We start from the raw sequence: 21604 nt of genomic DNA on the forward strand, positions 1-21604 counted from the left end.
TCTCAGCCCTTCACGTCCGGCGGAGCGCCCGGCGCGCCGTCCGGCTCGGGGATGGACCAGATGTCGCCCCAGAGCGGCTGGCCGCCGTCGACGCCGTAGACCGCGCCCGTGATGAAGTCGTTCTGGTCGCTGGCGAGGAAGACGATGAGCCGCGAGACCTCCTCGGGGGTGGCGAGGCGCTTGAGCGGCGTGGCGCGCCGCGCGAGCTCGAGCAGCTCGTCGCCGTACTGCGACGTGCCGCTCGACCGGATGTTGCTGCCGGGCGCGACCGAGTTGACGCGGATGCCGAGCGCCGCCCACTCGACGGCGAGCGAGCGGGTCAGGTTCTCCACGCCGGCGCGCGCGGCGCCCGTGTGCGCCATGCCCGGGAAGCCGCGGCTCACCGACGCGGTGACGTTCACGATCCGGCCGCGGCGCGCCGGGAGCATCGCGCGCCTCGCGACCTCGCGCGTCATGAAGAAGGTGCCGTTCAGGTTGTTGCGCACGACCGCCTCCCACCCCTTCGGCGTCATGTCCATGGCCGGGCTCGGGAACTGGCCGCCGGCATTGTTCACGAGGACGTCGACGCGGCCGAATTTCTCGAGGACCTGGCCCACGAAGGCGGCGATCTGCTCCGGCTCGCGGATATCACACGGCGCGGCGAGCACGTCGTCGCCGGGGACGCCGTCGCCCGCGAGCGTCGTCGCCGCGGCCTCGAGCTTGTCGGCCCGGCGGCCGCAGAGGGCGACCTTCGCGCCGAGGTAAGCGAGCTCACGCGCGCACGCGAGGCCGATGCCGCTGCCTCCGCCGGTGACGATCGCTACCTGGTGTCCGAAGAGTCCTGGGGCGAAGATCGAGCGCACCTGGGTCACGCCCCGCGTTTACAACGGCTCAGCGGGCGCCGCCACACGCCGGGCGATCCGGGGTGTACCCGGCGTCCCAGGCAGAAAGGCCCCGGCGTTCGGGGGCGCTTGCCCGTCCGGCTCCGGCGGCGGGCGCGGATTGCTCCACGGCGCGGCGATCGCCCGGCGCGCCTGCCAGACGCCTCGCGGCCGGCGCGCGCTCGGACCGCCGATCCCGCTGCGCGACGCCGGCGCTGCTCACGTGAGCGACAGCGCCTCTCGAGCGAGGCATTGTTGAACGAATCGGGTCAACTGCTCCTGATCTGGAAGCGCGCGGAGTGGAAGGCCCTCGATCTGTTCGAGCGCGAGGCGAGGGGCCTCGCGAGCCTCACCCACCCCAGCATTCCTCGCTATATCGATTACCTCAAGCTCGAGGGCGCGCAGGGGACTTGCTTCTATCTGATGCAGGAGCTCGCGCCGGGGCGACCGCTCTCGGCCTGGGTCAAGGACGGATGGCGCGCCGACGAGGCCGAGGCGTCGACCATCGCGCGGCACGTCCTGCGGACGTTGCTTTATCTCCAGGGCTTCAGCCAGCCCATCGTCCACCGCGACATCAAGCCGCAGAACCTCCTCCGCGACGAGGACGGCTCCGTGTACCTCGTCGATTTCGGCGCCGTGGGGGAGGCGCGGGACACGACCTCGGGAGGGAGCACCGTGGTGGGCACGTACGGTTACATGGCCCCGGAGCAGTTCCGCGGCCGCGCCGCGCCCGGGAGCGATCTCTATGGGCTCGGCGCCACGCTGCTGCACGTGCTCTCCGGCCGCGATCCCGCGGATCTGCCCCAGAAGGGCATGCGGTTCGACATCCGCGGCAGCGTCCAGGTCTCGCCCCCCTTCCAACCGGCGGAAAGGTCCGTGGACCAGGCGCCGGTCGAGCTGTCACTGGCCGAGCAGATCGCCGTCATCTAGCAACGCTTGGACGCGACCAACAGCCGCGACTGGGACGCCTGGCAGGCCCTGCACACGGAGGACGCCATCCGCACGGCGCCGGAGCTGGAGGAGCCGCTCGTGGGGGCCGCGGCGATGCGCGCCGCCATCGAGATCCTGGGCACCGCGTTCCCCGACTACCACCTGGAGCTGACCCAGGCGGAGCTCACGCCGGGCGAAGCCCTGTCAGGAGTCAAAGAGTGACCTCGGGTGCCTCCGGAGGGATCACCACGCGCGGCGAGGTCGGAGCGGCCAACCGGAGGAAGTCTGAGCCGTTGAACGTCACGAGCGCCTTCGCGCCGCCATGCTCGGAAGCCACAAGGTGCAGGGCATCGAAGAGGAGGCCGGAAGAGAGCTGGTGCACGGAGCGCGTCGACCGGGGAATCGACCGGGGAAGAAGATGCGGGTCGACCGGCGCGATGCCACGGTGACGTGTCGCTGCTCAGCCACCTGCGACGGGCGATCGAGGTGGTCCGACCCGACGGCGGGCGGTGGGTGCCGCTCGAGACCTACGTGGCCGTCCGGATCGTTCGACATGCCCTCGGAGCGTCCGACAGGATCTCCGACACGCGCACGCGTGGGTCAAGCGCTCGGAGTCCGCGCGGGCAAGAGTCGACGCTCACCTGAGCACGCCCACCAAGCGCCCAACCAAGTCTGGGTGACGGACGTGACGTACATCCCCACCGGCGAGTGCTGGTGTTTCATCATCTCAAGAAGAGATGATAGGCCGCATTCTTCGTCTCTTCGATGAATGGATAACCGAGGTCGGTGAGAAAACGGTCGAACTCGTCGTATTCCGGCTCCGGGACCTGCAAGGCGGCGAGGACTCGCCCGAACGCGGCGCCGTGGTTGCGGTAGTGGAACAGGCTGATGTTCCAGCGCCCGCCGATGTGCGTGAGGAACTGCATCAGCGCCCCGGGGCGCTCCGGGAACTCGAAACGTAGGAGCCGCTCGTTCGCTGTCGGGGCGCGCCCGCCGACCATGTAGCGCACGTGCAACTTGGCCATCTCGTCCATGCTGAGGTCGATGACCGGCAGCCTGGCGTCGTGGAGGCGCTCCAGAATTTCGTCGCGCTGCTTGCGCCCGTGGGACAGGCCCACGCCGACGAAGATCTGCGCCTCGTCCACACGCCCAAAACGATAATTGAACTCCGTGATGGTCGCGCGCCCGAGAAGCTGGCAGAACTCGCGGAACGCGCCCGGTCGCTCCGGAATGGTGACCGCGAACAGCGCCTCGCGCTGTTCGCCGAGCTCTGCCCGCTCGACCACGTGCCGCAGGCGGTCGAAGTTCATGTTCGCACCGCTGAGGATCGCCACCAGCGTCTTTCCGCCCAGGCCCTCGCGTTCGACGTACGCTTTGAGGCCCGCGACCGCCAGCGCGCCTGACGGCTCGGCGATCGAGCGCGTGTCGTCGAAGATATCCTTGATGGCGGCACAGATGGCGTCGGTGTCCACCACGATCACGTCATCCACGCACCGCTGGGCGATGCGAAACGGCTCCTCGCCCACCTGACGGACCGCCACGCCGTCGGCGAACAGCCCGACCTGACTCAGCCGCACGCGCTCGCCCGCGTCGAGCGCCGCGCGCAGACACGCGGCGTCGTCCGGCTCCACGCCGATGAGCTTGATCTCGGGGTACAGATGCTTGATATACGCGCCGATACCGGCGATCAGCCCGCCGCCGCCCACGGGCACGAAGATGGCGTCCAGCGACCCGCGATGCTGGCGCATGATCTCCAGGGCGATGGTGCCCTGACCCGCGATCACGTCCGGGTCGTCGTACGGGTGCACGAAGGTCAGCCCCTCGCTCGCTTCGAGCGTCTTGGCATGGGCGTAGGCTTCATCGTAAGAATCCCCGATCAGCTCGATCTCCGCGCCGAGCGCGCGCACGGCGTCGACCTTGATCCGGGGAGTCGTGGTCGGCATCACAATGCAGGCGCGGATGCCGAGCCGCTGGGCGGCGAGGGCCACCCCCTGCGCGTGGTTGCCCGCTGAGGCGGCGATCACGCCGCGCGCCTTCTCGGCCGCGCTCAGCGAGGAGATCTTGTTGTAAGCGCCGCGCAGCTTGAAGGAGAAGACGGGCTGCAGGTCCTCGCGCTTGATCAGCACGCGGTTGCCCAGGCGCGCGGAGAGCCGCGGCGCATCCTCCAGGGGGCTTTCCTGGGCCACGTCGTACACGCGGGCGCGCAGGATTCGCTCGAGATAACCGCTTGGTGCCATTTGGGCGGCGAAAGCTACGGTCCTCGGCGCGCATCGTCAACTCGTTCGTGGAACACCCCTCAGGGCATCTCTCCGGCGACCGCGCGCTCTGCTCATTCGGGCGCTACGGCCTCGAGGCCGTGGATGTCGGCCCTTGATCCACCTCGCGCGTCCTGCGGCCGAGCCGCGCCCGCGCGCGTCACACGAGGATGCCCCTCCTCCGACCATCCAGCAGCGCTCTATTGATTCCTGGCTCTCGCCTCGATAACAGAGATACGAGCATGAGGAAGCGATCTGCGCGGTGGTCCTGGGTGGCGCTGTGCCTGCCGGGCGTCGGGTGCACGACGGTCGTCGGGCTGGACAAGCCCTACCATCCAGTAGAGGAGCACGGCGGCAGCGGCGGCGGCGCCGACGGCGGCGGCGGCCGTGGTGGTGGTGGCGGCAGCGTGGAAACCGGCAGTCGCTGCGTCGGGCTGCCTGCGACGTGCGGGCCGGCGGAAGACGAGAGCTGCTGCGCGAGCGAGCTGGTGACCGGCGGCACGTTCAACCGGAGCAACGACCCGGCTTTCCCGGCCACCGTGAGCGACTTGCTGCTGGATCGGTTCGAGGTCACGCTGGGGCGGTTCCGCGCGTTCGTGGACGCGTATCCCGGGAGCCGGCCAGCCGTGGACGCGGGCGCTCACCCGAGGATCGCGGGCAGCGGGTGGTACGCGACGTGGGACGAACATCTGCCGGCGGACAGAGCGAAGCTCCTGGAAGGGCTGCTCTGCGATTCGGAGGGCACGACGTGGGTGTGGACGGATGAGCCCGGCGCGAACGAGCGCCTGGCGATGAACTGCGTGAGCTGGCACCTGGCGTTTGCGTTCTGCGCGTGGGACGGCGGCCGGCTGCCGACAGACGCGGAGCTGGGCTACGCGGCGGCCGGCGGCGCCGAGCAGCGTCCCTATCCGTGGTCCGCCTCGCCGGACGATGTGGCCATCGATCCGGACCACGCCGTGTATGCCTGCAATGGTAGCGATGCGGCGGGGTGCGTGATCGAGGACGTCCTTCCGGTCGGATCGAGGTCACCGCAGGGAGACGGGCTGTTCAAGCAAGCGGATCTGGCGGGGGGCGTGTGGGAGTGGGCGCTGGACTGGCACGCGGATTATACGCCCGACTGCGTGGACTGCTCCGTCACGACGGGCGGGACGGAGCGGGTGATGCGCGGCGGCGGCTGGCGCAGCGTCCCGGAGGCGCTGCTCCTCTCCACCCGCGACCATCGGGTTCCGACGACCCGCGCAGCCGGCATCGGGGTCCGGTGCGCGCGGGATCCGTGAGCGACGTCTTCTACCGTCACGGGTACGACACCACCGCGCCCTGGCACCGCCCGGCCGGCAGCTCCGCACGCCTCCGGCGTGGCACGAGTTCCGAAGCACGTGGAGCCGCCGCGCGCCGACCCAGGGCACCGCGTCCCGGCCGACCCGCGCCCGCGCGCCGCCTCAGACGACCGCCGGTGCACCGCGCGCTTGTTGCGCGCGATGAGGGTCTCGCCCGGCCTGGCCTTCTCCTTCATCACGAGGGGATCGTAGCACGAGGCGCCCGTGGCTCGTGGATCCCGCGACGCGCACCGCCGCGGCCGCCAGGCTTACGCCCGTCCCCGATAGATCGAGTCGATGTGCAGCACGCGCTCGGGGTGCTTCAAGAAGCGCCGTTCGAGCTCCGTATGATGAAGCGCATGGCCGCCAACGCCGTGGAGCGATTGGTGAGCGCCGCAGGCAGCGACGAGCTCGTCGATGGAGGCCTGGGGTAAGCCGCAGATCGAGACGTCGAGCAGCTCGAGCGCCGGGTGCTCGCGAAGCAAGCGAACGAGCGCGCTGACCTCCGGCCGAAGCAGATTGGTCTTTTCGCCCAGGTCGCGCGTGCTCAGGTACGTGCCCAGGTTCAGGCTGCGAAGCTTCGGACAGTGGGCGATGAGTCCGTCCACGAGCCGCGTCAAATCCGGTCGATCGAGGCCGATCGAGCCGAGATCCAGGCGTTCGAGGCGGGCGAGCGCACCGGCCTCGAGCAGGTCGACGAACGCATCGCAGCCCGGGTTGCCCAAGCGATTGAGCGACAATGACAGCGACACGAGCGAGCTCGGTTCTGGCAGCTGTCTGGTGAACAGACGGCGCAGCGCGGCGATGCTGCGCGGTGAGAACGCATTGGCAGCAGCGTACAGGTGGCGGAGATGCAGGACGCCACCTGCGGCTTCGAAGGCGTCCGCCAAGGCTTCGATGCCCTCGTCGAATAGACCCGTGTTGTGCACGTCGAGGAGCGACAGGGTGCTGTTCTTGGCCAACAAACGGCCGAGATGCGCTGCGCCGCCCGCGCCGAGCGGATTGCGCTTCAACCACAACGCGCGCGCATGGCGATTGTCTTCGAGCGCTTGGGCAATGATGCCCATGTCCTCCGCGTCGATGCAATTGCCTGCGAGGTACCAGGTCTCGATCGTCACCTCGGGATTGGACATCAGACGCGCGAACGCACGCGCCCCTTCATCGCCCGCGCCCTGGCACGCAATGTTATTTCCGAGCAGGAAGTGCCGCACCCGGCCCCAGCGCGGCGCGTGCGCCGCGCTGAACGGTCGCTCCACGGCTTCGCACAGCGCGGCGATGTGAGCGGGCCCCACGACCTGCTTGCACAGGTCCATGCGTTCGTCCGCGTAGTAAGCGCCGCGCTGGAAGATGAGCGGCGCCTCGCCGAGATCCGGCGGCGAGGAGCCGAGGCGCTCCGGATCCCGCAGAAAGTCGAAGAAGGGGGCGAGCTCGTGCGCGGGCGCGACCTCTACCGGCATGGCTTCGGGATAGGCCACGGCCATGGACACCGGCTCGCCGTCGACGAAACGCAGCGGACGAAGTGCCGGGTGACCCGGCTTGAGCGAGCAGATCGGTGTCCTGCTTTTGAGTTGTGCTTCTTTTTGTGCTTGCGCGCGCGAACGCAGCTTGCGCACGAGATCGCGAAAACGCCCATAGCTGGATACCGCGGTCTTGTCGCCCTCGACTGGGAAGAGACGCAGCGCGAGCTGGTTGGCCACGGGGTCCGTCGAGAGCTGGCGATTGGAGTTCGCGGGCAGGTTCAGCGCCAGGTCGGACACGGGCAGCCCGGCTTCGAGGGCACGGCGATCTTCGGCCAAGCGCGCAGCCACCCGTTCGACGTAGGTCCCGGTGTCGGTCACCTCGCCGAGCTCGGCGTCGAGCGAGGGTGTGGCCGCCTCCGGAAAGAAGCGCCGCGTTTCGAGACCATAGTAGCCGCTGATCTCGGCCAGCTGAAGCGCGCTGAGCACCGGCTCGGCGGCGCGCGTCGCGTCGATCACCTCACGCAGATGTTGCGCCTGGGTCGTGTGAAACACGACTTCGGCACCGAGCTGTTGTGCCCAACGCAGCATGACCACCGCGGTCGAAACCCCGAGCGACCGCGCGAGGCGCACGAGCGGCGGAAACTCGAGGAATTGCCCGCGCGCAAGCACCGTGTGTCCTTGCACGCGGATCCCCTCCGCGCGGCACAGCGCCAGGAGTGGCTGCACGGGTCCGACAAAGGGGTGGAGCTCCACTTGATTCACCGCGGGGCGACGGCAAGGCTCGCCTGTCACGCCGTCGCAGAGCATCAGCAGCTCCTTCAAACGCGCAGCGGAATAGTTCGAAACCCCGATTTCATTCACCAATCCGCGCGCGACCGCGGCATCGAGCGCGCGCCACATCGCGGCGGGCAGCGGGCGATGCAGCAGCACCAAATCGAGCGCGCGACCGAGCCGCACGACAGAGCCTTCGACCGCCCGCAACGTTTGATCGAACAGCAGATGCTTGAAGATCTTCGTACAAACACGAATCTGCGGCAGCTCGGGATGCGCGGCTTCGAAGGCGCGCACCGCAGCGAATACGGCCGGCTCGTTCTTGTACAGGTGGGCCGTGTCGACGCTGCGCACCCCCGCTTCGAGCGCGCTCGTCACCAAGCGCGCGGCCGTCTCGCCACCGACTCGGTAGGTGCCGAACGTGAGCGCGCCGCGCAGGGCCTCGCTCGGCTCTGGCTCGGCCACGGGCGCAGGAGAAGTGTCCAAGAATGACGCGAGAGCTCGATCGTCAGCCATATTGATCCTCCAAACCCGCCGATCGAAGGGACCCCAGAATCGGCACAGGGGCCCGAGGCGATCCCTGGCGTCCCCTGCCACACCACCCGGCGTGCGGGTCCGGCCCGGGCGGTTCGACGAGCACGTTCCGAAAGAGGGCTGAATACATACCTGTTGAGATTCTTTCGAACCTCGGTCGTGCAGTCAAGCAGCCGCGGCCGGGGCGCCGCGCGCCACAGCACGCACGCTCCGCCCCCCGCGGCTACCCTCCGAGGCCGTCGTCGGGGTGGCGCGGCGGAGCGCGCCGCTCGCCTGGACGCGCGCCGGCGATCTCTCGGAATCGACGGATCCAAACGCCGGCCTGTGTGTCGAAATGTCCCCGGCGCCTTGGTCGCCTCCGGCCGGGGACATGCCGACAACCCTCGTTATCATTCACGGAGCAGGTCATGCCCCTCCGAGATCCCAGGGGATCCGCCAGCAAAATCGGTCGATGACGAGCGGCCACCGGAAATAGTAGATATTTCGTCGTTTTCGCCTGTTGCGCGCAAAGGGCGGCTCCGGTGTGGCCCAACGGGGCGCCCTCCTCCGTCGCGTCGCCTGCGGTGAAGGGCCCGCCGCATCACCGATCGGAGTCGGCGACTGGCCTGGCGGCGCAGCACCGCGATCACGGTGCGGGTGAGGCCACGCGCGGCCAGCGCCTCGTCCACCGGGCCCCTCGCGCTCCCGCGACGCGAGACCACCACATGCCCGTACTCCGCATAGCGCCGGGCGCTCACCATCACGACCCGAGGCCGAGCGCGACGACCAGCGCCGTCCTGCCGGGCGGAGCAGAATCGGCATCACGTCAGAATAGACCGCCTCCGAGGACGGTCGCCTCGAAGGAGCCCGTGACCGGCGCTCCCGACTCCGTCGAGGCCTCGTCGAAGTGGATCTTGCCGTCGCCGAAAAAGCCCGTGAGCACCGGCTCCGACTGCGTGTAATCAAGCGCGAACGCCAGGACCGATTGCCAGTCGTACGGGCGCTCTTTTCCGGCGGCGAAGAATTCCGGGTCCACGAAAAACACGAGGGCGCGCACCGTCCCGTCGGGGAAGCTCCCGACGACCGTCACCTGGGCGCGGCCGCTCGTGATGGACTCGACCCCTGGCTCGGAGCCTTCATAGCCCGCCGCGGAGCCGACGGTCCCGGCCGATTGCGGGTCATCCGCAGGGAACGCGGCGTCGAACGTCCCCGTCCCCGCGGCGAAGGGATCCGGCTCGGTGAGCGACCCCCACGTCGTCGAGAACGTGCCCTTCACGGTCCCGACCGTCGTCAGGCACGCGGTGGCGGGCTGCGGGAACGTCCACGCGGGGGGCGTCGGCGCGATCTCGGCGGTGATCGTGGCGCGGCGCCCGCTCACGAAGCTCCGTATCGCGTCGGTCGCCTCCCTCACGGCCCCCGCGTCCGCGCGCACGTACGGCGCGAGGAGCTCCTCCATCCGGTCGATCTCGAGGAGCAGCGCGTCCTCATTCCAGGCCGTCTCGAGGAGGTCCATCATCGCCTCGGCATAGGCAGCGCGGAGCTCCGGGGTCTGGTAGAGCCGGTTCGCGATGGCGCCCTTTGCCGAGACCGACTGCGGCCGCCCTAGCGGGCCGAGCGGGTCTTCCGCGTCGAATGACATGTCGGGGCCCCACGGCAAGAAGGACATCTTCCCGGACGCCGGGTCGAAATACACGAAGTGGTTGTTCGTGTTGCCCGCGTAGCCGTCCCACGCGCCGATCAGCGACTCGGTGGCCCAGTACCGCTGGAAGATCTCGATATCCAGGACCGCGCCGAGCGTCGCGTCGAGCGCGGCGTCGCTGGCCAGGAGCGCGGCGGATACCGCGTCGAGCTCGCTCAGGTCGGGGTCGTCCTCGTTGGTCTTCTTTTCGTACGTGACGGTCCATCCGTCGCGGAAGTCGCTGAGCTGGCCCTCGTAGAGGTCGCCGCTCGCGTCCGTGAAATGGCGCTTGAGGAGGCGCTTCCCGACCGGCTCCACGTGCGCGTAGATGCCGAGGTCCTGCCCGTTGACGGTCACGTGGGCGAAGTTGCAGCGCGAGGCGGGCAGGCCGGCGTCGCGGAAGACCTTGAACGCGAGGCACGTCTTGATCAGCGAGGGATCCTGACGGGCGTTGTTGAGGGTCATCCCTTTGAGGCCGGCGTACTCGCGCCCGTCCACGTATTCGTCGAAGCTCACCTTGAGCGACGGCTTCGACACGCTGGCGGAACCGAGGAGGCCCTTCTTGCGGACGGACGACATCTCGAGCGTGGCGCCGTCGACGGTGACGGTCGCGGGGAACTGGGTGTAAGGGCTCCTCTTGGGGCCCTCCATACAGCCCTCGCCGATCACCTCCGAGACGTCGCGGGACTGGCGGCGGAGCGTCTCCCAGTCCTCGGGCGCCAGGGTGATTCCCACCTCGATGACGTGGTCGGGATCGAACATGGCGTCGCTCGGGTCAGGATCGGGTGTGTCGGGGCCGCCGCCCTCGCCGGGCGGGCCGCCGCCGCCGGAGGGGCCGCCGCCGTCGCCGGGGGGGCCACCGCCGGAGGAGGCGTCGGGGGTTTCGCCGGGCGTCTGCGGCGGGTCGGAGCCGCACGCGGACGCGCCGAGGGCCAGCGCCAACGCCATCACCGAGAGCATGCTGCGTGCACGAACGAGGATGTTTGTGTGTTTCCGTACCATGAGGCGAGTGTCTAGCACGTCCGGCCGCCTCCGCGGAGCCGCCTGACACGCGATCTTGCGCCATGAGCGGCGCTGCGCGATGCATCTCGCGATGCAATGCGTCGAGGTGCTCACCCGTGACGGCATGGCCGAGATCACGCTGAACCGACCCAAGGTCAACGCCATGAACCAGGCGTTGCTCCGTGAGATGACGGACGTCTTCGGGCGGCTCGCGCAGGACGACGCCGTGAGCGGCGTTCTCGTCCGCGGCACCGGACAGTGCCTGTCCGCGGGGCTCGATTTGCACGAGCTCGCATCGCTCGATCGGGAGAGGCTCTCAAGCTTCCTCGACGATTTCGACGCCGCCTTCGGCGCGGCGTTCCGCTTCCCGAAGCCGTTCGCCGCCGCTGCTGCTCGGGCGCAGTGCCGCAAACGCCTATTCATGGGGCCCGGGTTGGGCCCACGCCTCCCGAGGGGGTGCGATCCGTCGTCACGCCCTCCCCAGATCCCCGGGGCAGGCGACGGATCGCGACGGTTCGCCCCCGCGAAATCGTCCCGCCAGAAATGCCGGTTCGCTCCTCAGCCGGCGTGGCGCCTCCTGCCCGCATCAGCTCATCCGCTGTCAGGCGCCGTTTGCACGGGCTCGCGGAGCACATCAACCCTGGAAGGTGCGACGGGAAGAACTCCGCGAAACCGAAGCGACCCTGGAAGAAAACGCGCGCGCCCCTTGACGATCCGCGCTCGGATCGAATGGCAAAAGGGGAGGGGATCACCGATGTCGATCGAGCTCAACCACACCATCGTCCCGGCGCACGACAAGGAGGCTGCCGCGCGGTTCTTCGCGCATATGTTCGGACTCGCGGTGGACGCGCCGTTCGGGCCGTTCTCCCCCGTGCGCGTCAACGGCGGGCTCACGCTCGACTTCGCCGACCGCGAGACGTTCGAGCCGCACCACTACGCGTTCTTCGTGGACGACGCGGAGTTCGACCGGATCTTCGAGCGCATCCAGAGCGCCGGTATCTCCTTCAGCGCCGATCCGCACGCGAAGGAGATGGGCCGGATCAACCACCGGAAGGGCGGCCGCGGCCTCTACTTCCGCGATCTCGACGGGCACATCCTCGAGGTGCTGACGCGCCCGTGAGCTCGGCTTTGCGCTGCGGGCCCGCTCATTCGCGCGGCCGCAACGTCTTCATGAGGCCGTCGATCATCGGCTGGAGGCCGAACTCGAACACGCGATCGAGGTTGAAATCGTACCCGCCCGAGAGCTCGTTCAGCAGCCTGGCGAAGCTCGGATACGGCCCCGACGTCGCGATCGCCAGGAACGCGGCCCCCTGCGATTCGTTCCACTGCGCCTCGGTCATCCCCGTGGTGGCCTCGGCCTCGCGCTCCGACTCGAGGTTCACGGCGACGCCGCGAACGTAGCTGTAGAGCGTCATGTGCGCCTCGAGCCGGGTCGCCGCGTCGATCCCGGGGGCTTCCATGGCACGCAGGATCCACTCGGCGTGCGCGATCACGTTGCGCAGCGCGACCGGCCGCGCGAGCGGCAGCACGTGCGCGAGCCACCCGTGCCGCCGGTACAGCGCCCACTGCGCGCGGGCCGCGCGGATCAGCGCCTCGCGCAGATCGCGAGGAGGCGGCCCCGGCAGCGGGTGCTCGCCGAACACCGCGTCGATCATGAGGAGCACGAGCGCGTCTTTGCCCTCCACGTACCGGTAGAGCGACATCGTCGGCACGCCGAGCTTCGCGGCGACGCCGCGCATGGAGAGCGCGTCGAGCCCCTCGTCGTCGGCGAGCCGGATGGCGACCTGCACGATCCGCTCGCGCGTCAACGCGCCGCCTCGCTCTGACGGCTCACATTCCGCGCGATCGCCCTCGGCCACCACGTGGCCCGAGCGCGGGACCGATCGGATGAGCCCCTCGTGGCGCAGGGTCGACAGCGCCTTGGTGGCGGTGGCGAGCGCGACGCCGAAGGAGCGGACGATCTGGCGCGTCGAAGGGACGCGATCGCCCGCGCGGAGGCGCCCGGAGGCGATGCGCGCGCGCAGGTCGCTCGCGATCTGCAGGTAGGGCGGTCCGTCGGCCGACTTGCGGCGGTTCGCCGGCGCGCCGCGCTTCACCGGAGGCATGGTGACTGTACTAGCACAGATGGCCGGTTGAAAGAGCGCGCAATCCTGCCGGGGCGCGGCGCGCGACCGCGGCTGTTATAGCCTAGAATATTCGGCCATGGCGCCGTTCGTGGGGTGACGGACGCCGCCGTCGTCGCCAGGCTCGTGCGTACGTCGTACGCGCTCGGTTGCGTACGGCGTACGCAACCTTCCTCCCGAGGTCCCCATGTCGAACGGCACCGTCCTCGTCTCCGGCGCAGGCATCGCAGGCCCCGCGCTCGCCTACTGGCTCTCGCGCCGCGGGTTCACCCCCACCGTGGTCGAGCGCGCCCCCGCCCTGCGGGCAGGCGGCAACGCCGTGGACTTCCGCGGGCCGACCCACCTGCGCGTCCTCGGCGAGATGGGGGTGCTCGACGCGATTCGACAGCATCAGACCCACATGCGGGACCTCGCGATGGTGGACGAGGCCGGCCGGCGCCTCGTCACGCTCCCCGCGGCGTTCGCGAGCGGCGACGTGGAGATCGAGCGCGGCGATCTCAGCCGCATCCTCCACGAGGCCGCGAAGGACGCGGCCGAGTTCGTGTTCGGCGACAGCATCGCCTCGCTCACCGACACGCCCGGCGGCGTCGACGTCACGTTCGAGCGCGGCCGGCCGAGGCGCTTCGACCTTGTCGTGGGCGCCGACGGGCTGCACTCCCGCGTGCGCGCGCTCGCGTTCGGCGACGAGTCGAGGTTCCTGCGCTTCCACGGCTACTACGTGGCGACGTTCGCCGCGCCGAACCACCTCGGCCTCGATCACCAGGGCCTCATCTTCAGCGAGCCGGGGCGTGCCGCCAGCGTCGCGAGCGCCCGCCGCCCCGAGGAGGCGACGGCGCTCCTGATGTTCGCCTCCAGGCCGCTCGACCACGATCCGCGCGACGTGGCGCAGCACAAGGCGATCCTCGCCGAGCGGTTTGCGGGGATGGCGTGGGAGGTGCCGCGTCTGCTCGAGGCGATGAGGCAGAGTCCGAACCTGTATTTCGACGCGGTGGGGCGCATCGACATGGATCGCACTTCGCGGGGTCGCGTCGTGCTCCTGGGCGACGCCGGCTACGGCGGCACCCTCGGCGGACAGGGGACCGGCCTCGCCGTGGTCTGCGCGTACGTGCTCGCGGGTGAGCTCGCCGTCGCGCAGGGAGACCATCGCGCCGCGTTCCAGCGCTACGAAGCGCGGATCCGTCGGTATGCCCGGCGCTGCCAGCAGGGGGCGAAGCGCGTCGGCTCGTTCTTCGCGCCGCCGACCCGCGTGCAGCTCGCGCTGCGCAACACGATGTACCGGGCGCTCACCTCGCGCCCGCTCTCCCGCTGGTTCGAGAAGATGGTCACGAGCGCCGCCAGCGACCTCGTGCTCCCCGCGTACCCGGCGTGACCTCCTCGCGGTGCTGACGCGCGCGCGAGGCACCTCGGCGAGGACGCGTTCACCGCGTCATGAGTTCCAATCGCGCGACGGCGCGGACGATTCGCTGACTCACGCCGTTGTTCTAGAGCGGGACCTCGGGGATGAACTCGGCGCCCAGGCGGAAGATCAGGAAGTCCTTGGTGACGTTGCCGCCGCTGCCGCCGGGCCACATGAAGGGGCTGCCGGCGCTGCGGTCCGGATCCCACTCGTACCACATCCACCGGGCCTCCTCGTCGATGTCGCAGACGATGGAGAACTCATTGCCAGGCTCCGGGACCGAGCGCGCCGTGTCGTTCCGTTCTCCGAATGCGACGTGGCCGTGCGCGGACGCCTCGGTGGTCACCCAGCCGGCGCTGGTCGTCTGCGGGTCGAGATCACCGCTGTTGCAGCGCGCGATATGCTGGTTGATGGTCTCCAGCGTCGGCCCGTTCGAGCCGAGGTCGTAGTCCTCGCCCGTCGCGCAGACCTCCCACGCGCCGTGGCCGGTGAAGACGGGGGCGGCCCCCTCGCGGAAGAACTGGCCGATCACGCCCTGTGTCGTGGACTTGTCGGCGTACGTGATGATGTAGAGATAATGCCCGGCGTTCGCGGACGCGGCCGGCACGGTGTACGACTCGGGCCCGTTGCCGATGGGACAGTTGAATATCCTCTCGGCGAGGTTGTTCTCGATGCCCCCGAAATAGCTCAGGAGCCCGTCGCCGGTTCCATAGCCGAAGCCGTACGCATTGTCGGCCGTGATGATCACGCTCACCGCGGTCGAGAGCCCGGTCCCTCCGCCGACGCCGGCGATCTCACCGAGACCGTTCTCGTCCTCCCCGCCCGCGCCCCCGTTACCGCCGCCGCCGCCGGCGCCGGAATCGCCAGGATCGGTGCCGACGTCCGAACACCCGGATGCATGAAGCGCGACAGCAAAAGCCCAAGCTGAAACAAGACGTAAATTCATTCCACCAGGATCGGCGAAGTCGCGCCCTGCGTAAAGGCCTCTCGGAGAGCACGAGCGCGCCGTCCGGGCGTCACGGGCCATCTGGCACGATTCCGACGCTGCTCTCGCCGGGGTGCGGCCCGTCTCCCGGAAGGAAAAGGAGGAGGCCTTGCAGGCGGCTTGACCGGCCTCAGCGCTTGTTTCCCGCTTCCGCTCGCCGCTCGAACCGCAGCCTGAGCACCTCGTCCTCGAGCTCGTTCGCGATCGCCATCGCCCGCCGCCTCGCCTCCGCGCCCTCGTCGCCGCCCACGATGCGCGCCAGCATGTTCAGCGCCATCGCGCGCATCCGCAGGTGCCCGCCGTCCCCCGCGTGCCGGCACGCCTCGCGCGCGAGCGCGGCGCCTTCCTCGGGGAAACCCTGCTTCCACCGCGCATACGCCAGGCCGTTCGCGCGCCGCGCCCGGGCGAAGGCCGGACCGTCCTCCGGGATGCGCCGGTAAAGCGCCTCCGCGGCCGCCGGATCCGGCTGCTTGCCGCCCCAGGCGCGGTTCCGCTCGAAGGCGCGTTGATCGATCCACCGGGCGAACAGGCAGGCTCGGTCGCTGGCGGGCATCGGCAGCTCGAAGAGCGGCTCGATCTCGTCGAGCAGGCCAGGCACACGCGCGACGTCATCGCGGCTCGCCACGAAGGCCTCTGTGAGCAGGGCCTCGACCCGCGCCTCGGGCGGGGCCTTTCCGAGCAGCGGCCGGATGCGGGCGAGGTGCGTCTTTCCGGCCTCGCGGTCGTCGCCGCGCAGCACGCAGGTGGCGTGGGCGAGGGCGAGGAAGACGCGGGAGGTCGGATCCTCGCTCACCGGCGGTCGATCCCAGAGGCGCAAGAGGTCCTGGGCGAGGGGCAGGGGCAAGTCGGTGAACCGCGAGTGATAGGCGCCCATCCAGCGGGCGCGCTCGGTGAGCGCGTCCGGCAAGCCGAAGGCCGCGAGCGCGCGCGCCCCCCACGTCCCGCCGTCCCGCTGGCCGCGCGCCCGCAGCCGGCGCAGGGCGCGCTCGATCGAGGTCACGTCGTCCTCGTAGCCACGCAGGGAGGAGAGCCGCTCGGCGACCGCCGTCAAGGAGCCGTGCTGCGCGACGAGCCAGGCGACGTAATCCTCCCAGGAAAAGCCCGCGGGAGCGGCCTGTCCGGTTTCGTGTCCGGGCATTTTCTTCGCGCGGATCCTATCAAGGTCCAGCAGAGAGGAGGACGGACATGGGAAAGGACCCCGCGTTTTTCCTGGTGATCGATCTGGAGGCGACGTGCGACGAGGAGGGCCGCATCCCCGAGCGCATCATGGAGATCATCGAGATCGGCGCGGTCCTCGTGGACGGCGCGACGCTCGAGCCCGTGAGCGAGCTCGCCACCTTCGTGCGCCCGGTCATCCGGCCGAGGCTCACGGAGTTCTGCACGAAGCTCACCACGATCACGCAAGCAGACGTCGACGCCGCGCCCACGTTCCCCGACGCCATCGCGGCGCTCGGGCGCTTCGTCGGCCAGCGGGAGGCGCTCTTCTGCTCGTGGGGCGATTACGACCGCAAGCAGCTCGAGATCGACGCGGCCCGCTGGGGCGTGCCCCTGCCGCTGCAGGGGCACATGAACCTCAAGAAGCGCTTCTCCGCGGCGCTCGGGGTGACCCAGCGCTACGGCATGGCGAGCGCGCTCGAGCGGCTCGGGCTCCCGCTCCACGGGACACACCACCGCGGGATCGACGACGCGCGCAACATCGCACGTATCCTGCCTTACGCGATTGGCCGCGTGCCGATCCCCGAGGCAGGGCCCGCGGGGTGAGCGCCTCGCTGGGGCTTCGGGGCTGTGTCACCCCTCGCGCGCCACGCGGATCGCCTCCGCGATGCCGGCGGAGGTGAGCTCGGGGTCCTTCAGGAGCGTCGCCGCCCAGGTCGCGAGCTCGCCGGTCGTCCGGAAGACGTTCGGCGCCCGCCCCGTCTGCAGCAGCATCATGATGGAGCGGACCGAGGCGGCGATGAACCCCTCCGACTCGACGAGCGTGGCCGTGCCCCTGAGGTTCCGGGAAGGGGAGCTCGCCGCCCGCCGCATCGCGGCCCGGCTCGCCTCGTCCGGCGGCAGGGTGTTCTCAAGGGGGAGGACGACGACGAAGACCGCGCCGTACGGCTGGTCCGCCGACCAGCGAGCGAAGAGCTCTCGCGAGCGATCGATGCCGGTCGCGGTGGCCTCGCCCCGCCAGACCAGCAGCATGAGCCGCCGCCACACCGCCACCACGTACCTGTCCGTGCGCTCGAGTAGCTCGGCCGTCATCGGAGGAGGACGGACCGTTATCATTGTGGCGTATTGTCGTTCCGCCGGGGGGATGGTCGTCAAGCCCATGCCGATTATTCGGCGCTCGCCGGGCCCGGCGGACGCGGTTACGCCGGGAGCCCGTCCCTGTCCAGCCGCTCCAGCCGCTCCAGCCGCTCCAGCCACACTCGATGGCCGCCCGGCGTCGCGCCAATCGGCCGCCAGCAGCGCTCGCTCGGCCGCGGTCCTGCTCAGCGTCTCGAGCAGCGGGAAGCGCGTGGCCGGGCTCACCATCCTGGGCCGGGCGCCTTGGTGAGCCGGCTTTGGTGTGCGGCGTACCAGCGGCGGCGGACCTCCGGCGCCGCGCCGGGGGCGAGCGATGAACAGGATGTGATGAGCGGTGCGCGATGAGCTGCGCCGGGCGCCTGACACCCACCCGCACGCGAGCCCGCACGCGAGGCTGCACGCGAGACCAAGAGCCACATAAAAAGCTCACGCGGCAAAAAAGGATCTAGACAGGCGAAGCGAAGACTCGTTATCTTGAAAAATGGTCCCGTGCGCACTCTGCATCAAATCTCGTCAGACACTCCCGCGTACCTGATCCGATCGTGTTCGTCCCTCGGCCTCCGCGAAGGGTCGGCGAGGGCTGCTGATCCGGCTGAGCGTCGCGGCGCGCCGCCGCCGCGCGCGCCGCGCGGGGCACGCCGCAACCCGCGGACCGCGAGCTGCGCGCTGGCCAGCGATATCGATGAGACATCGATGCGACAGACCAAGCTCGTCTCTGCGTTCCTCCCCACAGATCGTGAGACGACGCGAGACGACGTGAGAAGCCCAAAAACGTCACCGCACGACCCAGAATTGTCACCGCGCAACTCGATGTATTTTTCTGGTTTGTCTTCAAAAAGATCTGGACACCTTCGTCGTCGAGTTGCTATCTTGAACACTGTCACCTCGCGCATCCGCCCTCTGATCGAAGCCAGAGCACCCGCGTATTTGATCCGATCCTGATCAGCCCGCGGGGGCTCATTCCGACCGGAGCCCGCGAAACCGACCTCGCCTGACCCGTGAGTCATGGCGCCTGCTATTCGGATGACGCTCCAGCAATGGTTCACCCGTGAGGACCTCGAGGAGCTACCAATGAAGCAGATCGCAATCGCATCTTCTGCCGCGCTCGCCACGCTGTTCATCGCCGCCACCAGCCTCGCCAACACGTCCGCTCCGTCTCCCACCTGCACCGTGATCAAGCGGGGTGTCCTGGGCGACATCTACAACGCGGAGATCTGGAGCCTCGCCCCGAGCTACCATGTCCCGTCCCCCTTCGAGGTCAACACCGGGTACTCCAGCTCGGTCGGAGAGAAGCGCGCCCTGTTCCGCTTCGATCTCAGCCCCATCCCCGCCGGCTCTCTCGTCACGTCGGCCACGTTCTACGCCCTGACGTACACGAGCACCGCGAAGACCGTGTACGTCCACCAGGTGCTCGCCCCCTGGAGCGAGGAGCTCGTCACGTGGAACAACTTCGGCGGCATGGACCCCGCCGCGTTCACCTCGTTCGTGCCCAACGTCACCGGGTGGAGCTCGGTCGACCTCACCGGGATCGTGCAGGACTGGGTGAACGGGACGGCGCCGAGCCACGGGATCCTCCTCGAGGAGGGCGCCAGCGGCAAGACGTCGTACAAGGGCAGCGCCCACACCGACATGGGTTACCGCCCTCTCCTCGAGGTCTGTTACACGGCGCCGAAGGGCTCGATCGGCGACAAGGTGTGGTTCGACGCGAACGCTGACGGCATCGAGGACGCCTCCGAGCTCGGCATCTCCGGCGTCGTCGTCGACCTCTTCGGCGACGCGAACTGCGACGGCGTCGCCGACGGCGCCCTGCTCCAGACGGCCGTGACCGGCGCGAACGGCGTCTACCGCTTCACCGAGCTCGAGGCGGGCTGTTACGTCGTCGACGTCGACGACGCGACGCTCCCGCTCGGCCATATCCTGACCAGCGACGACGAGCCGCTCGGCGTGTCCCTCGACGCGGGTGAGAACGTGGCCGACGCCGACTTCGGCTACGTGACGTACTCGTCGATCGGCGACACGGTGTGGCTCGACAGCGACGCCGACGGGCTCTACGAGCCGGAGACCGGCGAGCTCGGCGTCAACGGCGTCCGTGTCGAGCTGTTCCAGGGCGCCCAGCTCATCGACTTCACGATCACCGGCACGAGCCCCTACACCGGCCAGCCCGGCTTCTACCTCTTCGACACGCTCCCGGCGGGCACCTACTCGGTGGTCATCACGCCCGACAACTTCATGGCGAGCGGCCCGCTCGCTGGACAGGAGCCGACGGCCGACCCCGACGGCGGGCTCGACAACGTGGGCGTCGTCTCGCTCGGCTGGGCGCAGGACCTGCTCGACGCGGACTTCGGCTACCAGCTCTCCTGCGGCAATGGCGTCTGCGGCGGCGACGAGAGCTGTTCCACCTGCGCCGTCGACTGCGGCGTCTGCCCGCCCCAGTGCGGCAACGGCACCTGCGAGGCCGGCGAGGACTGCGGGAGCTGCAGCGCCGACTGCGACGTCTGCCCGCCCGCCTGCGGCGACGGCACCTGCAACGGCAGCGAGAGCTGCGGCACCTGCGCGGACGACTGCGGCGCCTGCCCGCCGGTCTGCGGTAACGGCACCTGCGAGGCTGGCGAGGATTGCGGCAGCTGCTCGGACGACTGCGGCGCCTGCCCCGCGGTCTGCGGCAACAACGTCTGCGAGAACGGCGAGGACTGCTCGACCTGCACCGGCGACTGCGGTGCTTGCCCCGCGGTCCCCGGCAACGGCGTCTGCGAGGCCGGCGAGAACTGCTTCGAGGTGCCGAGCGACTGCGGCATCTGCCCGCCGGTCTGCGGCAGCGGCGTCTGCGAGGCCGGTGAGACCTGCTCGAGCTGCGCGGCCGACTGCGGCGAGTGCCCGCCGGTCTGTGGCGATGGCGTCTGCAAGGCCGGCTCCGAGGACTGCTCGAGCTGCGCGGCCGACTGCGGCGCCTGCCAGTGCGCCTCCCCCGGCACCGGCACCCCCGGCTACTGGAAGAACCACGAGAGCGCCTGGAAGGTCTCGCAGCTGACCATCGGCGGCAAGACCTACACGAAGGCTCAGCTCCTCGACATCATCAGCCGTCCCACCAAGGGTGATGTCACGTACATCATCGCGAAGCACCTCATCGTCGCCAAGCTCAACGTCGGTATCGGCAACCAGTCGAGCTGCATCGAGGACACCATCGCCGCGGCCGACGCCTGGCTCAAGAAGAACCCGCTCGGCAGCAACGTGAAGGAGGGGGGCAAGAACTCGCCCTGGGCGACCGGCAAGCCCCTGGCCGAGACGCTCGACGCGTACAACAACGGCCTCCTCTGCGCGCCGCACCGTGGCTGACCGATGCTCGACCGATAACCGGTGATCGGCCGGCACGACGAGAGCTCCCCGAGGCCAGCGCCCGCCCCGAGCGAACCACCTCAAGCGCGACCTGCGCTGGCCCCTCCCCCTCTCTTTGGGCTCGCCTCGACCACCAGGGCCGTTCCGGCGGTTCCGTGGTCAACCCCCTCTACAGCCAACAGCGCTCCGGCGACGGCGGATCGCCGCCCTGGAGCGACAAACGGGTTGAAATCGCCTGAAAGTGCAGAACTTCGAACTGTCAAGACGCCATAAGACACCATAAGACGCCAAAGTTTTTATGTTTTATTTTTTTTTCTTCTTGGCGTCTTGGGTGCGCCAGGCAAAGCCTGGGCGAGGAGGATGCTCATGTAGAAAGCTGAAACCTTGCGATGGAACCCATGGAGGTCCTGCGGACCTCTCCGGCCAAGGCTAGCCCCCAGCCGGAAGCGAGTCTTGCGTGGCTCGGAGGGTAGACCCCGGGCTGCGAAGCGTAGACAGCGAGCGTGAAAGCCTTGTATTGAGCCTCGAAATGCCATGTTTGGTGGGTGCCCAAGCTGTCCAAGAAGCGGAAGGCAACACCGACGCGCTGGAACGCCGCGTGCGGCGAAGGGCTCGGCGCGCTGGACCCCCCGGGGTCGGAGACCAGGGCGTGCACGCAAGGGTTCCCCAGGAACCTGGGAGGCCCCGTCG

The 21604-nt window shown here is 69.4% G+C and carries 14 protein-coding genes and 2 pseudogenes; 8 read left to right on the forward strand and 8 right to left on the reverse strand.

Going from position 1 to position 21604, the window contains the following annotated elements; all coding sequences use genetic code 11:
- Window positions 1-2 precede the first annotated feature (2 nt).
- On the reverse strand, window positions 3-851 hold the full coding sequence (locus tag WMF22_RS05440) for an SDR family oxidoreductase (RefSeq protein WP_438035080.1): 849 nt from the start codon (window positions 849-851) through the stop codon (window positions 3-5).
- A 264-nt stretch (window positions 852-1115) separates the two neighbouring features.
- Here WMF22_RS05440 and WMF22_RS05445 point away from each other — a divergent pair, with 264 nt between their 5' ends.
- The gene (locus WMF22_RS05445; protein WP_438035081.1) at window positions 1116-1790 is read left to right on the forward strand and encodes a serine/threonine-protein kinase; all 675 of its coding nucleotides are present in this window, start codon (window positions 1116-1118) and stop codon (window positions 1788-1790) included.
- A 6-nt stretch (window positions 1791-1796) separates the two neighbouring features.
- A complete protein-coding gene (locus WMF22_RS05450) occupies window positions 1797-2012 on the forward strand; it encodes a nuclear transport factor 2 family protein (RefSeq protein ID WP_438035082.1) in 216 nt (71 codons plus the stop codon).
- A gap of 500 nt (window positions 2013-2512) precedes the next feature.
- Here the strand turns inward: WMF22_RS05450 and ilvA are convergent.
- Window positions 2513-4030 (reverse strand): annotated as a pseudogene (gene ilvA / locus WMF22_RS05455) (threonine ammonia-lyase, biosynthetic); the annotation flags it as partial.
- 257 nt (window positions 4031-4287) lie between these two features.
- Between ilvA and WMF22_RS05460 the strand changes: the two are divergent.
- Window positions 4288-5322 carry a formylglycine-generating enzyme family protein gene (locus tag WMF22_RS05460; RefSeq protein ID WP_438035083.1) on the forward strand — a complete coding sequence of 345 codons (1035 nt, stop codon included), beginning with the start codon at window positions 4288-4290 and terminating at the stop codon, window positions 5320-5322.
- A gap of 308 nt (window positions 5323-5630) precedes the next feature.
- Here WMF22_RS05460 and WMF22_RS05465 read toward each other — a convergent pair whose 3' ends face one another.
- Complete coding sequence (locus WMF22_RS05465; RefSeq protein WP_438035084.1) at window positions 5631-8108, reverse strand: aldo/keto reductase; 2478 nt, start codon at window positions 8106-8108, stop codon at window positions 5631-5633.
- Window positions 8109-8931: 823 nt separating this feature from the next.
- Entirely contained in the window at window positions 8932-10731 is a 1800-nt protein-coding gene (locus tag WMF22_RS05470) for a CotH kinase family protein (protein WP_438035085.1), read from the reverse strand.
- Window positions 10732-10909: 178 nt separating this feature from the next.
- Between WMF22_RS05470 and WMF22_RS05475 the strand changes: the two are divergent.
- Both WMF22_RS05475 and WMF22_RS05480 read left to right on the forward strand, forming a co-directional pair.
- Window positions 10910-11161, forward strand: a pseudogene (locus tag WMF22_RS05475) (enoyl-CoA hydratase/isomerase family protein); the annotation flags it as partial.
- Window positions 11162-11539: 378 nt separating this feature from the next.
- Window positions 11540-11905, forward strand: a complete 366-nt coding sequence (locus WMF22_RS05480) for a VOC family protein (RefSeq protein WP_438037239.1) — start codon at window positions 11540-11542, stop codon at window positions 11903-11905.
- A gap of 25 nt (window positions 11906-11930) precedes the next feature.
- Here the strand turns inward: WMF22_RS05480 and WMF22_RS05485 are convergent, their stop codons facing one another.
- The gene (locus tag WMF22_RS05485; protein WP_438035086.1) at window positions 11931-12890 is read right to left on the reverse strand and encodes a TetR/AcrR family transcriptional regulator C-terminal domain-containing protein; all 960 of its coding nucleotides are present in this window, start codon (window positions 12888-12890) and stop codon (window positions 11931-11933) included.
- A 205-nt stretch (window positions 12891-13095) separates the two neighbouring features.
- Between WMF22_RS05485 and WMF22_RS05490 the strand changes: the two genes are divergently transcribed.
- On the forward strand, window positions 13096-14277 hold the full coding sequence (locus tag WMF22_RS05490) for an FAD-dependent monooxygenase (protein ID WP_438035087.1): 1182 nt from the start codon (window positions 13096-13098) through the stop codon (window positions 14275-14277).
- Window positions 14278-14389: 112 nt separating this feature from the next.
- On the opposite strand, the gene WMF22_RS05495 is transcribed toward WMF22_RS05490, so the two are convergent.
- Together WMF22_RS05495 and WMF22_RS05500 are read right to left on the reverse strand one after the other, a co-directional pair.
- Entirely contained in the window at window positions 14390-15250 is an 861-nt protein-coding gene (locus tag WMF22_RS05495) for a hypothetical protein (RefSeq protein ID WP_437298057.1), read from the reverse strand.
- Between the two features lie 169 nt (window positions 15251-15419).
- Window positions 15420-16427, reverse strand: coding sequence for a hypothetical protein (locus tag WMF22_RS05500; protein WP_437298058.1), 1008 nt, complete (start codon window positions 16425-16427; stop codon window positions 15420-15422).
- A 47-nt stretch (window positions 16428-16474) separates the two neighbouring features.
- Between WMF22_RS05500 and WMF22_RS05505 the strand changes: the two genes are divergently transcribed.
- A complete protein-coding gene (locus WMF22_RS05505; RefSeq protein WP_438035088.1) occupies window positions 16475-17050 on the forward strand; it encodes an exonuclease domain-containing protein in 576 nt (191 codons plus the stop codon).
- A 27-nt stretch (window positions 17051-17077) separates the two neighbouring features.
- Here the strand turns inward: WMF22_RS05505 and WMF22_RS05510 are convergent, their stop codons facing one another.
- Window positions 17078-17536 carry a hypothetical protein gene (locus WMF22_RS05510; protein WP_438035089.1) on the reverse strand — a complete coding sequence of 153 codons (459 nt, stop codon included), beginning with the start codon at window positions 17534-17536 and terminating at the stop codon, window positions 17078-17080.
- 1116 nt (window positions 17537-18652) lie between these two features.
- Here WMF22_RS05510 and WMF22_RS05515 point away from each other — a divergent pair.
- The gene (locus WMF22_RS05515; RefSeq protein WP_438035090.1) at window positions 18653-20914 is read left to right on the forward strand and encodes an SdrD B-like domain-containing protein; all 2262 of its coding nucleotides are present in this window, start codon (window positions 18653-18655) and stop codon (window positions 20912-20914) included.
- The last annotated feature ends 690 nt before the right edge of the window (window positions 20915-21604 follow it).

Source organism: Sorangium sp. So ce204 (assembly GCF_051526795.1).
Lineage (GTDB): Bacteria > Myxococcota_A > Polyangia > Polyangiales > Polyangiaceae > Sorangium > Sorangium cellulosum_B.